We start from the raw sequence: 13965 nt of genomic DNA, 5'->3' as shown, positions 1-13965 counted from the left end.
TCATATTATTTGCTACTAGCAAAAGGACATAAATGAATAACTTTACACAATTTAAGAATTATTTTTTACCTTGGGGGTACAAGGCTAAATAATTATAATTAAAGTATTTGAAAATATTAAATATTTACAAATAAAATTAACTTTTTTATTCTATGAATAAAATTATTTCCACATTTGTTCCATTTTTTTAATTTAAAATACTTTTAAATGTATTTCTTACTCTTTCGTTTCTACATCATTTAAAATTTGATTAAAAATATCTATTATCAATGAATGAGGTATGGCAGAAGCGGGTCCTGCTTCACATATTTGTTCATTTACCATTTTATTTTTTTGAACAGGTGTTTTATATCTTTGCACAAAATCCATTGCACCCATACCACTTTTGACTTTACGAGCCTTAATCATCCGATTCAATGAAGCCAATCCTAACATCCTACTATCCAAATCGCGTCTAAGTTTAATGTTGTGATCATCTTTTAATACATAATACTTTTCACCATTAATTTCTTGTATCGTATAAGGTGGATCGATTCTTCCTTTTTTTAAAATTAATTTTAAATTGCTATAAAAATAAGTTGCTTTAGTTGTTAGAAAACCATATTTTCCATAGCTTGCTTCATTAAAGTAATGATTTTCATTGTGAAAATCTTTACGGTTAAATTTTATATATTTTCACATCATTGATTGTTTAGGATTTTCAATATAAAAATATTTTGGTTTATAAAACTTTATTAATTCAATTGTATTATTTAAACATTTTTCACCCAGACGTTTGATAAAAAGTTGCACATCTGCCTTTAAATTTTTAGTAAAACCACCCTTTAATCTTTCAAATTCTTCTACACTTCGTTCTAAAACATAATCCTTGGTTTCATTTAGCTTTCAAAAAGGAGTTCCTCCACCTTTCATTGCTAAAACACAACTGAAACTTTGACACAATGGACTAGCAACGATAATATCAGGTCTAGGATATTTTCAAAATAATTGCACTATATTATCTGATGCTAAATCTAATTTATAATGGTTGTTTCTAGTAGGTTCAGTAATATCTCATGTATATATTTCAAATTTGTCTTTTAAATATTTATCTTCATTTATTGCATTAAATACCGAGTTTTGACCACCACCAAATAAATCCCAGACAATTAATTTCTTCATAATTCATCCGTATAAATTTCAAATAATTTTTTTATTTCTTTGATATCAGTATTTTTGATAATAAAACTATCAAAATCACTTTGTATATTTTTATTAAATAAATTGTTATAAAGCGAATTAATTATTTTAAAGCTAAGTTCTTTTTTAATAGATTCTTTCGAAGAGCCTTTATGAATCCCTGTATGACAAGCAGCACACAATGGAATTAAATTTGTGCTACTATGAATCATATTTCAATCAATTATTTCACCTTTATCCTTAAAATACTTAATAAAATATCATTTCGGAACAATATGATGAATATCTACATAAGATAAACCGTAATTATTTAATTTATCTATATCAATGTTTTCACCAAGTGGGCATTTATAGTCATAATTTGAGCTTATCAAGGCACATTTATAATTTCAAAAACTTCTAATTTTTAAGACTTCATTTTGGTTTATTTTTGGGCCTTTGTTTATAAGTGAATTTTGAATTTCAATATTTTCAGAATATGGATTAAAATTCATCTTATTAACTGTTTCTTTAAAATTATCAAAAATTTCTTCATCAAAGTCATTCGATGTTACATAGTATAAATATTTTATTTTTGATTGCTTATTTTTCTTAATTCAATAAGGCAAAATTACATCCGAATTTAATGGTAGTATCTTATTTTTTAAATCACTATATTCCATTAAAATAAATGAATTTGATACAGATACTTGTTTGTTATAACCAAAAAATGATTTACTCATAAAAACTAAGTAAACATCTTTATTTTCACGGTATCCAGCTACTAAAATAGAATCTTTTTTATTTATCACATCATCTAAAAACGAATCATTTCTTAACCTTATTTTGTTAGGCTGATAAATATTACAAAAAGATGTAAAGTGTATATAATACAATGATTTTTGATTCATATTTTTGAATTTTGATAACTGGTATCCTAAATTAGATAAATAACTAAATAACCTTGTCTTTTTAAAATCTTCTAACGGTATTTGTGATTTAGATAAATGTTTATAAATCTCTTGATAATTCTTTTGCATAAAATCCTTATAAGTTATAAATTATAACAATTATTTTTGCTGCTGCTTGTTTATATCTAGTAATTTTATGTTTATTTTCATAACATATTCTGAATCTAACTCACATCCTATGAAATTTCTATTTAATTCTTTTGCTACAAATGATGTAACACCACTACCACTAAATAAATCTAGAACAAGATCTCCCGGATTAGAACTTGCTTTTATCATTCTTTCAATCATTGTTTTCGGTTTCGGTGTTGGATGATTAGTCTTCACAACCTTGCCGTTAACTTTATTCGTATGTCTAACCGACGGAATTTCTCAAATATCAGTACATAATTTACCATTCGGATTAGGTGTTCATCGTTTCCCTTTTTTAATTATCCCTTTGTTTTTAGCATTCAAAAGTCGCTTCTTCGAAAGATATTCAGTTCTTATATCATTATAATTGAATGTATATTTATTAGATTTTGTTAGGAATGTAATTGTCTCTTGATTATTAACATATTTTTTCTTACTTGGTGAAAAACCATCTTTTTTATATCAAATAATATTATTTTTAAATAACATCCCTTTGTTAATTAAATAAACTAAAATGAAAGCAGAATTATATGAATTATTGAACAAATATATGCTTGCTGTATCTTTTAATTTCATAACTGCTAAATCTAATCAAGAATACATAAATTCAAAATATTCCTGATTAGATTCAAATTTATCTCAACTGCTTTTATTTAAATTATAAGGTGGATCTGCAATGATTAAATCAACTGAGTTATCTTTTAAATTCTTTAAAAACTCAATAACATCCATCTGATACACTTTATTAACTTCCATATTACTCCTATAACTTTTATATTATAAATCTTAATATATGAATATCTTCACAAAACGTTTTATATATTGTTATTTTTGATGTTTTTGTTGAATAAATTCCATATTTTTTGTTCTTTAATTCTCTTCTTTTGAAAAACTATATAATAATCATATGCTAAAAATTTATGTTTGTGGGCCTACTGTATATAATGATGTGCATATCGGGAACCTTAGACCAATATTAACTATGGATCTTATTTTAAAAGCTGCCAGAGCATTAAATATCGACTTTAAATTTATACATAATATAACAGATATCGATGATAAAATCATTAATAGAGCTTTACAAGAAAATGTCAGCGAATCAGAAATAGCTACAAAGTATGCAACTTATTATTTAGATATTTTAAAAAAGTTAAAAGTTGACACAGTTTATCAATATGAATATGTTACAAAAAATTTGGATATTATTGAAGATTTTATAAAAAAAATGACAGTAAAAAATCATACATATACGTCACAAAATTCATTATATTTTAGTGTAAAAAATAACTTATCACACTATGGTGTAGTATCAAAACAAAAAATAGAGCATATGATTTTCGATGAAAATCTTAGTGAACATAAAAGATTTTATGCTGATTTTGTTTTATGAAAAACAACCGATAAAGGGATAAAATATAATTCATCTTTTGGAACAGGTAGACCAGGCTGACATACTGAGTGTGCTGCATTAGTTTATAAACATTTTAATATTGATGGACTTGATATCCACGGAGGTGGGATGGATTTGACATTTCCACATCATGAAAATGAAAATATCCAATATTTTGCAGTAACAGATAATGATATCACCAAAAAATGATTGCGAACTGGACAAATTAATTTAAAAGGACAAAAGATGTCTAAATCATTACAAAATTTTATTTTAGCAAAAGACTTTTTGAATCAATATACAGGTGATCACCTAAAATTATTATTTTTACTAAATTCTTTTACAGCAAATATTAACATCGATGATAATGCAATAAACAATATCGAAATTTTGTTAAAAAGAATTAAGAATATCTTCTTTTTAAAATACCTGAAAAACATCGGAAATGACTATGATAAAGATAAATACAAAAATATTATGCGACTTTTATATCAACAAAAATTTTCTGATTTTAATAAAAAGATTAATGATTTAATTAAAAACATTAATATCAATAAAAAAAGCAATGATATTAGTTTACTTACTGAAATTTTTAGTACCTTAAGATTTGATATCTGTGATTTTGATTATCTACCTTATGTCAAAATATATCATCAATGACAAGAACATCTGCAAAATAAAGACTACCAAAATGCAGATTTACTCAGAAATACCTTAATGGAACAAAAATTGGTCTAAATATGGACAAATGTTATGAAAAATTTTAAAGAAAATATGAAAGAATTATTAGTGTGTGGAAAAAACACCTTGCTTGACGCAATTGCTGCTAAATATAAATTTAAAAAAATATATTTAGCTAAAGCAGAATACACTAAATTTTTAAAGAAGACTAACAATGTAGAAATAAAGGATAATGCTTTTTTAAATAATATAACCAAGGAAAACCACCAAGGGTTTATTGGTATATTAGATGGTTTTAATTATAAAGATATAAATCTTATAATTAAAACCAAACCACAATGTATTTTAATTTTAGATCATTTACAAGATCCACATAATTTTGGTGCAATCATTAGAACTGCTAATGCAGCCGGAATCAAAGACATTATTATTCCAAAAGAAAAAAGTGTTTTAATTAATTCTACCGTGTTAAAAGTTGCATCTGGTGGTTTTGTAAATATCAATTTTTACAAAGTATCTAGTCTTTCGGCAACAATTTTGAAACTTCAAAAATTTGGGTATTGATCTTATGCTACCACCATAGATGCTAAGGCAATTCCACACACACAAATAAAATATAATAAACCAACTATTTTAGTTGTAGGAAATGAAGGAGATGGAGTTTCAAAAAGTGTTTTGTCAGTCTGCGATCAAAGTGTTTATATCAAACAATACGGAAGCATACAATCTTTAAATGTTTCGGTTGCAACTGGTATTATCCTTTTTGATTATATCAGTAAATTAAATGAGGACTAAGTTCCAGATCAAAAATCTTGATTCAGAAGTTATTGAGTTTTTAAACTTGGATGAAAGCAAGAAACACATCACAAATAATCAGATTATTCAATCATTTATAAAGCAATACCAGCAAATTTTATTCGCTGTATGTCATAAAATCCAAAATGTATATTTTGATCATGTATTTAGTTTTGATGAGATATTAAATGCAGCATATTATGAACTATTGCAGATGTTAAAAACAAAACGCAATCAGCAGGACATCCCTTTTGCTAACTATTTTTGAAGTATGCTAAAGTATCGCATTATCAATTTTTTTAATGCTCATTATGGAAGTCAAAGTCGTTTTGAAAACAAGATCGGTAGACACAATATAAATTTCAATCGTTTGCAAAACAAACTTTCATGATATAAAAACTTTCAAGAAAGAAACAATAAAAACGAAGCATATGTAAAATTAATTTCAATTATGCATCTGTTAAATGAACAAGAAAGAAATTATTTGCAAAACTTATTAAATAATAATAAAATGCATTATACAAATTCAAAACAAAAAGAAATTACAACAAACATCCGAGCAAAAATTACTGATTTCTTCTAAAAAAATAGTCCAATAATTATGGGCTATTTTTTAAAATTTGGTAGAATATATTACAAAAGGAAATTATGTCAGATCAAAGCAATAAACCATCTTATTATGTTACAGAACCAAGACAAAATGAATTTAAAAATAAATTAATTTCTTATATGCAAACTGATGCAATGTCGCGTTACGAAGAACCTGTTGCAAGTTTGCTTCGTAAAAATATTAGTAATAATTTTGAAGTATCTAGAGATAAATTTGGTTCAATTATTTTTTATAAAAAAGCAAGTAGCCCTAATGCTCCAAAAGTAATGATTGCTGCTCATATGGACGAAGTAGGATATTTAGTTCGTGATTTTACCAAAACTGGACAACTTCTTTTAACTCCAGTAGGCGGAATTTGAGCCTCTGTTGTTATTGGAACTAAAGCAAAATTAATCACTTCATCAAAACAAGAGTATATAGGTGTTTTCGGGCATACCAGCATCCATATTATGGAAGCATCAAAAATTTCACAAGCTCTTACAAATAATGATTTATATGCAGATTTTGGTTTTTATTCAAAAGAACAAGCAATTGCTGCAGGAGTTCAAATAGGGGATAGAGTTTATTTATCAGGTGAAACAATTTTGTTCAATGATACAAATTTAATTGGTGGAAAAGCAATGGATAATCGTGCAGGTGTAGCAGTTTTAGATGAAATTGCCTCACAGATAGCCAATTGTGATTTAGATGTAAATTTATATTTAGTAGGAACTGTACAAGAAGAAGTTGGAACCCGTGGTGCTCGAACATCAGTTTCAATTATTAACCCAGATATTGCAATTGCTCTTGATACTACATCTTCACATGATACATATGCAACTATACCAGGTAGCACCAAATTAAATGCAGGTGCTGCAATCCGTGTAAAAGATGGTGGAACTTTGATGGACCCAAAACTAATTGATGCATTTATAAAAATATCAAATAAATATCAAATTCCTACTTATAAATTTGTTGCTGCTGGTGGAGGAACTGACGCTAAGGAATTACAATTTGCTCCAGGTGGGGCATCTGTGTTAACAATTTCACTACCACAAAGATACTTACATAGTCCCATCGGGGTTTGTGCAATTTCTGATTTATTAGCTGCTAGTGATTTGATAGTTAATTTTCTTAAGGATTTTAATGATTCAGAATATCAAAAAATTAAGTATAATTAATTATTAAGGAGTAACAATGGTTGAAATGTCAACAGGAGCATTTGTTGGTATGATGATAGGTGTTATCATTTTTGTTATTTTTGCCGCTGCAGTTGTAACATTTATTGTTGCAAAAAAAATGTTTCAAAAACAACTTAAAGAAAATCCACCTATTACAGAAAAACAAATTCGAATAATGTTTAAACAAATGGGACGCACTGCTAGTGAATCACAAATTAGACAAATTATGCGTTCTATGCAATCTGATAAATAATCTCTAAGGAGTTACATGAGTTTTTGGTTTAAGGTTCGTAAATTCCTTAAGTCTTTAAAATTAGTCCAGTTATTTATAAAATTTTTAAACTGACGCAGAAATATTTCGCAATTAAAATATCTTTTAATTGTTTATTTTTTTGTAGTTTTGATTTTTAGTTTACTGCTTTGAAGTCCAATTACTCAAAAGACATATAATCATAACTGAACTTCATTTGATAATTATATCAATGCTTTATTTACAACAGCGAGTGCTTTTTCAGATACCGGATTAGTTGTCTATGATACTTTTTCACATTGAAATTATTTTGGTCAAGCGATTATTGCTATTTTAATTTTACTTGGTGGAATCGGGATATTTGCCTTAAAATTCTTTATTTTCAATTATTTATTAGGTAGACAAATCACATCAATTGGAAATGTGCAACTGCTCCAGCATGAACGCGGTAGTTCGGATGTTAATGTAACTATAAAATTAATTATATCTTCTTTGAAATTTTTATTAATTGTCATACTTATTTCAAGTATTTTAATGTCGATTTATTTTTATTACACTCCACCACAACAAACATTAGGAATTAAATCATATTTACAAACACAAGGCGAATATATAAATCCTTATAAAAACTGAGCACACTCATTTAGATTTGGTTTCTTTCACACTATTTCAGCTATCAATAATGCTGGTTTTGACATTATTTCTGGTAATTCAATCATGCCTTATTATCTTAATTTTGGATTACAAATATGATTTATCATCCTTTTTGTGATAGGTGGCTTAGGTTATCCAACAATATATGATATCCATCGCTATTTAAAACATAAAATCCGTAGATACCAAGGAAAACATCGCTTTAGTTTATTTACCAAAGTTTCAATTATTTCCTATATTTTAGTATTTTTAGTAGGTTTTATTTTAACAATTTCCTTTGAAGCAACATCTAAATCACAAAATACTATCTGAAATAAAGTTTATATCCCAGGAGCATATTATCAAGAATACAATACTTGATTATCTGCAATTAATAATAACCAAAAATTTTCACATCTTTTAAATATCACAAATTCAAATAATCTTAGTGATTCGGAATTAAAAATATACAATTTATTAAACACAAGTAAGGATAATCTTGAAAATTTAAAACATTATATTAATCAAGGTTATATGTACGGAAACAATTTTGATAAAACTTTTGCGATAATATTCACAACTTTTTCAACACGTTCTGCTGGTTTTTCAAGTGTGAATTTACGAGATTTTAGTGCAAGTTCAATTTTAATATGAACAGCTATGATGTTTATTGGTGCTGCACCATCATCAACAGGTGGTGGAATACGAACAACTACTTTTGCTGTCTTGCTAATGACTACCATCTCTGTTTTAATGGGTCGCAAACGGGTAAGAATGTTTAAACGTGCTATTGAACAAAAAACCGTCTTTATGGCTACACAAACTTTTATTTTAGCTTTTGTCTTAGTCTTTTTTGTCACTTTAATCACATTTACTTCCTTTGATGTTTCAGGTGGACACATCAGTACATCAAATATGATGCAAACTGGTTCAAATTTATCAAAACCTTATTATGATCCAATGCATATCATTTTTGAAGTTTCTAGTGCTTTCGGAACTACCGGATTAAGCACTGGAATAACTAAAGATCTCAATGTTGCTTCAAAACTTGCATTAATATTAACAATGTTTATCGGTCAATTCGGTGTTTCATCAACCTTGTTGGTATGAAAACGTAAGAAATCAAAAGATCGCAGTTATGAATACATCGATGCTGATCTAGCAATCGGTTAGGAGAAAATATGAAATTTAAACAAAGCGATGACATCGCTGTTATCGGGTTAGGTCGCTTCGGACAGGCCGTTGTTGAAGAGTTAATTAAATTAGGCAAGCAAATTACAATTATCGATACCGACTCAGAACGGTTAAAACTTTATGAAGATGATGCACAAAGGCTTATAGTAGGTGATGCTGCGGAAACAAAATTGCTAAAAGCAATTGGTGTAGAAAAAATCGGAACAATCGTTGTTGCTGTCCCTGATAATATCGAAATCATTGCAGCCTTATTAGAATTAAAAGTTAAAAACATTATCGCTCGCGCTGTAAGTCGTCGTCACGCAAGGGTGCTAAGACAAATTGGTGTTAGTGCAATTTTGCGGCCTGAACAAGAAGCCGGAATCCGTGCTGCATTAATTGCATCAAATGAAAAATTTATTTTATATAGCAAGAATCTACAAGAACTCGGTGATGGTTTTGTGTTAGGAAACTCTGTAATTAAAAACAAAAGTATTTGTAATATACCAATTCGTGATCTAAATTTAAACAAATGAGAAATAACAATCGTGTTAATTAAAACCCAACAAAAGAAAATTAGACCAACTGCTGATACTGTCTTACATGAAAATGATACAGTTACTGTTATCGGTGAAATAGAAAATGTTACTGCTGCCTTTGAATGATTTAATAACCAAAACTAAAATTATTTTCCACATTGATAAAATGTGGAAAATTTTTTCACAAATTTTTTAACACCTATTTTTAAATATACATAAAAATAGGTGTTTTCTTTTGTTTTAGTCAAAACAAAATTGATTAAGAAACTAAAAAGATAAAAAATATTAAAATTTTATTTATAAGTGGTGGTAAATAGTGGTAGAATTTTATTAGATAGTGGGAGGACGTGGTAATGGTTGGACAACATACAAGAAACCTAGATGACAAAAACCGTGTTATCTTACCTCCAGTCTTTCAAGAACAGTTGGGTAATCAATTTATGGTTAGCATCGGTTTTGATGGTAATGCCGAACTACGCAGTATTGAAGAATTTGATAAATACCGTCAAAATATTGAATCAAAAAGCTTCTTTAATAAGGATGTGAGAAAGGTAACTAGATTTATTCTTGGTAATTCCTTTTTAGCCACACTAGATTCAGTGGGTCGTTTTAGCATCCCGAAAAAAATTACTACTGATCTTGCTATCAAAAAAGAAATAACATTTGTGGGTATGGGTTCGCTTGTTGAAATTTGAGCTAAGGAAAAATTTGATGCAGAAAATGCTGAAATATCACTTTCAGGTATGTCGGCATTAGCAGAAAAAATTTCGCTGCTATAATGACAAACTTACATTATTCTGTACTCCTTAATGAAAGCATCGAATCCTTGCACATAGATAAAAATGGAATATATATCGATTTAACCCTTGGAATGGGTGGTCACTCAGAAGCGATATTAAAGCAACTTGAAAACGGACACTTGTATGCTTTTGATAAAGATGACTATGCTATTAAGATAGCATCTGAACGTCTTAAAAAAGTATCGAATAACTTCACGATAATCAAAAGTGATTTCAAAGATATAAAATCAAGATTATCGGATTTAGGTGTTTATTCAGTTGATGGAATTATTGCTGATTTAGGTGTTTCATCTCCACAAATCGATCAAGGTCACCGTGGATTTAGCTACAACAAAGATGCAATTTTAGATATGCGTATGAATCAAGATCAACAATTAACTGCTTATAAGGTAGTTAACGAATATAGTGAAAGTGATTTAGTACGGTTGCTATATAAATACGCTGATGTAAAACTTGCTAGTCGGGTTGCGAAAGCCATTATAGCATCGCGTCCTATTGAAACAACACTAAAATTAGTTGATGTGATAAAAAGAGCATATCCTGCTGCATTATTACGTGCTAAAAATCCTGCAAAACCTGTATTTCAAGCAATTCGCATCGAAGTAAACGATGAAATCAACTCTTTAAAAACAATGCTAAAAGATGCCATTAATTTGTTAAAAATCAATGCTTCCTTAGTAATTATCACCTTTCATTCAATTGAAGATAAGGTAGTAAAAGAGCATTTTAATCAACTTTGTAAGTCAAAACTACCAAGCAAATTACCGATTCAAGAACCAAAAGCATTTATTCAAAAACAAATTTTGCCTACTCAAGCAGAAATTCAAATTAATCGACGCTCAAAAAGTGCAAAATTACGTAAATTAACTAAATTAATATAGAAGGAGTTAAAATGAAAATATTTTTAAATTTCAATATTCATCAAAATCATTTTTACTTTTCTTCTATTAAAAATTCAAATAACAACTTTAGCAAAATCGCCGAAGATGTTAAAATCTATTATCAAAAATCCATAATTATTTTAGATTTTATTAAAGATAAAATCAACACTTATACCAAAAAATACAAAAAAGATGATATTTTTATTAATATCAATTTAAAAGATGACTTATTTTTAGAAACTAAATACATCCTTAGTCAAAAGCAAGTTAATACAGATGTTTTAAATGAAAAACCTGAGCAAATTGAAGATTTTATTCATTTGAATACCTTTAACTACCAATATCAAACTTTTTATAATGGTGTTTATAAATACTATGATACTTTTCCAAAAGACAAAGATTATCAAAGTTTGCATCAATTTCAAAGTCAATTATTTCTTAATACAAATAATTTACAATTAAATTCCTTTCTTGTAAAGACATATAAATACTTGACAAATTTAAATAAAAAAAATATTACATACACACTTGCGACCTTTCAACAAATTCTTGCAAGCTCACTTAATCAAGAAAATAACAACCTTTTAGTTAACATATGTGATAGTAATATTTATGTAAGTTTTGTAAAAAATGGCTATATTCTCAATACTATTAACATCGCAATGGGTACAGATGTTATAGTAAATAAGTTTTTAGATCAAAATTTAAGTAAAAAAGTTATTTTTGCAAGAATCAATGAAATTTTATCTTGTGATTCTGGTCAAATTCTCGATGAAATCAACAATGATATATATTCACTTTTGATAAACTTTGTAAATATATTATGTTCAAAAATCAACCAAATTTTAAAATATAATAACAAAGAATTAAAAGTTTGAATTAATAGCAGCAATGACTTATTAACAGACTTTATAACTAAAAAACTTACAGAGCAAATAAACATTGATTCAAAACTACTGAAAGGTTTTTATCAATTAAATTCCATTACCCAAGGTGGTTTTAACTTGATACATAAACTTGATCCAATTATTAAACAGTCAATTATTTTTGCTAATTCATTTAACTATGATGATAGCGGACACTTACAAACCGTTACACGTGAAATTGATTTAACATATATCAAAAATAAAAGTTTTTGACAAAGAATCTTTGCTTTTAAACATTAATGAAAAGTATTAAAATTTTAGATATATGTGGTAGTTTTTGTGAAAACCCAATTTCTTTTCAGCAAAATGATGAAATTGAATATATTGCAATTTTTGCAAATAAACAAGAATTTAGTAAAAGTTCTTGTGAAAGCAAAATACTAATAAAAGAGAATCTAAAAGATAATATTGATGACTTTAGCAGTCATATTGATGCATTAATGTTAAAAAATATACTAGCAGATGCTGAAATTGTGTTAATCAGCAGTTATATAGACAATGTGGGAACTTGGTTAACTCCTGCAATAACAAAATTAGCAAAAATGCTAAACAAATTAGTTGTTTCAGTTATCAAAATACCTTTACAAAATTCATATTTACCTAATATAAAGCAATATTTAGATAAAATCATTGAATGTTCTGATGCATACACTTTTGTATCAACGCAAAAAATACATCATATGTATCCAGACTTTCCAGATCAAGAAATTAATAAAATCGCAAACTTACAATTAAGTTATTTAATTAACTTCTTAAATGAAAATGCGAATAATTCAATAAATCTTGCAAATTTAAAGAAGACGTTAGAGAATTCAGGATTAACTTATATTACTGCTGCAAAAGCATCCGGAAGCAATTTAAGTAGTAAAATAATTAAGAAGTTTTCTACATATAATTTAAATGATTCCCAAATCCAAAATGCTGCAAAAGTTTTTGTAAACATTAAAACAGATGTCAACACAAATAAAGAAATTAGCCGAATAATTTCTGAAATTGTTAAATATTTTAATTTATCTAATGATGTACAAATTATAAAAAATATAGTTTATCAACAAAAATCATTTAGTTTTATAGATGTAAATGTATTTATAAGTGGAATAAATCAAAATTTAGTAAATCGAAATAATTCTCTTGATAATAATATAAAAAATTTACATATAAATGATGTTGAATCTACTGATGCAAAATATTCGCAAGGATTGAAGCAAATAAACTCAGAAAACACAAAAATTATTTCGAATCAAAAAAACTATAATTCAATGTATGATTCATGATTCTCGAAGTCTTAGAAGATAATTATTAATCAGAATTATAGATTGCAAACTAGTAATATTTACTAGTTTTTTTATATAAATAAGCATAATAATATTTATTATATAAAAATAATTAATTATTTAAATTTTTAGTTAAATTGAATTAAAAACAACTAAAAAAAATAAGTAAATTTTGACTAAATTCATATATTCTATTTTATATTATGGTAAATGTTGTAAAATTAATAATATATGAAAAAAAGAACCTGAATTATTATTTTTTATACCATTATAACCTTTGGATTCATTTGATTAAAATGAAAAAATAAAAGTAAAAATCATCAAAAAAATACTATTTACCAAGAAAACAATTTACCATTTAAAATTCAAACATTAATTAATGCATTAAAACATGAAAATATTATCGAAATAACCAATACACACTACAGAGTTAATATCACTTTAAAAGATACTAAAATAATTGATATACAGTCAATAAAGGCTTTAAAAGGTGTTCGTGGGTTGTTTTTAAAATCTAATTCTATTTCTATCACTTTTGAACAATATACAGCAGCAGTAGCAGATGCTTTAGCAAAATATATCAAGTAGGTAC

Annotated in this window: 15 protein-coding genes; 12 read left to right on the top strand and 3 right to left on the bottom strand. The window is 26.9% G+C overall.

Annotation, left to right across the window (positions count from 1 at the left end):
• Positions 1 to 216: 216 nt before the first annotated feature.
• The 3 genes from ACXYRP_RS00425 to ACXYRP_RS00415 are packed head-to-tail and all read right to left on the bottom strand — an operon-like array spanning position 217 to position 3017.
• Positions 217 to 1161, bottom strand: a complete 945-nt coding sequence (locus ACXYRP_RS00425; RefSeq protein ID WP_458614962.1) for a hypothetical protein — start codon at positions 1159 to 1161, stop codon at positions 217 to 219.
• The gene (locus tag ACXYRP_RS00420; protein WP_458597355.1) at positions 1149 to 2198 is read right to left on the bottom strand and encodes a hypothetical protein; all 1050 of its coding nucleotides are present in this window, start codon (positions 2196 to 2198) and stop codon (positions 1149 to 1151) included. Before ACXYRP_RS00420 ends, ACXYRP_RS00425 begins: the two co-directional genes overlap by 13 nt.
• Positions 2199 to 2228: 30 nt before the next feature.
• Complete coding sequence (locus tag ACXYRP_RS00415; RefSeq protein WP_458597354.1) at positions 2229 to 3017, bottom strand: DNA-methyltransferase; 789 nt, start codon at positions 3015 to 3017, stop codon at positions 2229 to 2231.
• Between the two features lie 151 nt (positions 3018 to 3168).
• Here ACXYRP_RS00415 and ACXYRP_RS00410 point away from each other — a divergent pair, with 151 nt between their 5' ends.
• The 12 genes from ACXYRP_RS00410 to ACXYRP_RS00355 all read left to right on the top strand — a co-directional run bounded on the left by ACXYRP_RS00410 (position 3169) and on the right by ACXYRP_RS00355 (position 13961).
• The gene (locus tag ACXYRP_RS00410; RefSeq protein WP_458597353.1) at positions 3169 to 4389 is read left to right on the top strand and encodes a class I tRNA ligase family protein; all 1221 of its coding nucleotides are present in this window, start codon (positions 3169 to 3171) and stop codon (positions 4387 to 4389) included.
• Between the two features lie 15 nt (positions 4390 to 4404).
• On the top strand, positions 4405 to 5127 hold the full coding sequence (gene rlmB, locus ACXYRP_RS00405) for a 23S rRNA (guanosine(2251)-2'-O)-methyltransferase RlmB (RefSeq protein WP_458597352.1): 723 nt from the start codon (positions 4405 to 4407) through the stop codon (positions 5125 to 5127).
• Positions 5117 to 5710: a hypothetical protein gene (locus ACXYRP_RS00400; RefSeq protein WP_458597351.1), complete on the top strand. Its 594-nt coding sequence runs from the start codon at positions 5117 to 5119 to the stop codon at positions 5708 to 5710. Before rlmB ends, ACXYRP_RS00400 begins: the two co-directional genes overlap by 11 nt.
• Before the next feature lie 65 nt (positions 5711 to 5775).
• Positions 5776 to 6897 (top strand): zinc-binding metallopeptidase family protein, encoded by a 1122-nt coding sequence (locus tag ACXYRP_RS00395; RefSeq protein ID WP_458597350.1) that lies wholly within the window; start codon positions 5776 to 5778, stop codon positions 6895 to 6897.
• Between the two features lie 16 nt (positions 6898 to 6913).
• A complete protein-coding gene (locus ACXYRP_RS00390) occupies positions 6914 to 7150 on the top strand; it encodes a YneF family protein (protein ID WP_458597349.1) in 237 nt (78 codons plus the stop codon).
• Positions 7151 to 7165: 15 nt separating this feature from the next.
• Entirely contained in the window at positions 7166 to 8953 is a 1788-nt protein-coding gene (locus tag ACXYRP_RS00385) for a potassium transporter TrkG (RefSeq protein ID WP_458597348.1), read from the top strand.
• A gap of 8 nt (positions 8954 to 8961) precedes the next feature.
• The gene (locus tag ACXYRP_RS00380) at positions 8962 to 9636 is read left to right on the top strand and encodes a potassium channel family protein (RefSeq protein ID WP_435130478.1); all 675 of its coding nucleotides are present in this window, start codon (positions 8962 to 8964) and stop codon (positions 9634 to 9636) included.
• 209 nt (positions 9637 to 9845) lie between these two features.
• Positions 9846 to 10271: a division/cell wall cluster transcriptional repressor MraZ gene (locus ACXYRP_RS00375; RefSeq protein WP_458614961.1), complete on the top strand. Its 426-nt coding sequence runs from the start codon at positions 9846 to 9848 to the stop codon at positions 10269 to 10271.
• Positions 10271 to 11173, top strand: a complete 903-nt coding sequence (gene rsmH / locus ACXYRP_RS00370) for a 16S rRNA (cytosine(1402)-N(4))-methyltransferase RsmH (protein ID WP_458597346.1) — start codon at positions 10271 to 10273, stop codon at positions 11171 to 11173. Before ACXYRP_RS00375 ends, rsmH begins: the two co-directional genes overlap by 1 nt.
• An 11-nt stretch (positions 11174 to 11184) precedes the next feature.
• Positions 11185 to 12339: an MAG3720 family protein gene (locus tag ACXYRP_RS00365; RefSeq protein WP_458597345.1), complete on the top strand. Its 1155-nt coding sequence runs from the start codon at positions 11185 to 11187 to the stop codon at positions 12337 to 12339.
• Positions 12339 to 13388 (top strand): FtsZ/tubulin family protein, encoded by a 1050-nt coding sequence (locus tag ACXYRP_RS00360; protein WP_458597344.1) that lies wholly within the window; start codon positions 12339 to 12341, stop codon positions 13386 to 13388. Before ACXYRP_RS00365 ends, ACXYRP_RS00360 begins: the two co-directional genes overlap by 1 nt.
• Before the next feature lie 216 nt (positions 13389 to 13604).
• Positions 13605 to 13961: a PTS glucose transporter subunit IIB gene (locus ACXYRP_RS00355; protein ID WP_458607354.1), complete on the top strand. Its 357-nt coding sequence runs from the start codon at positions 13605 to 13607 to the stop codon at positions 13959 to 13961.
• Positions 13962 to 13965: the final 4 nt, after the last annotated feature.

The organism is Mycoplasma sp. 5912, assembly GCF_054353835.1.
The sequence above is the reverse complement of the archived record's forward strand: the minus strand, read 5'-3'. Positions and strand labels throughout refer to the sequence as shown.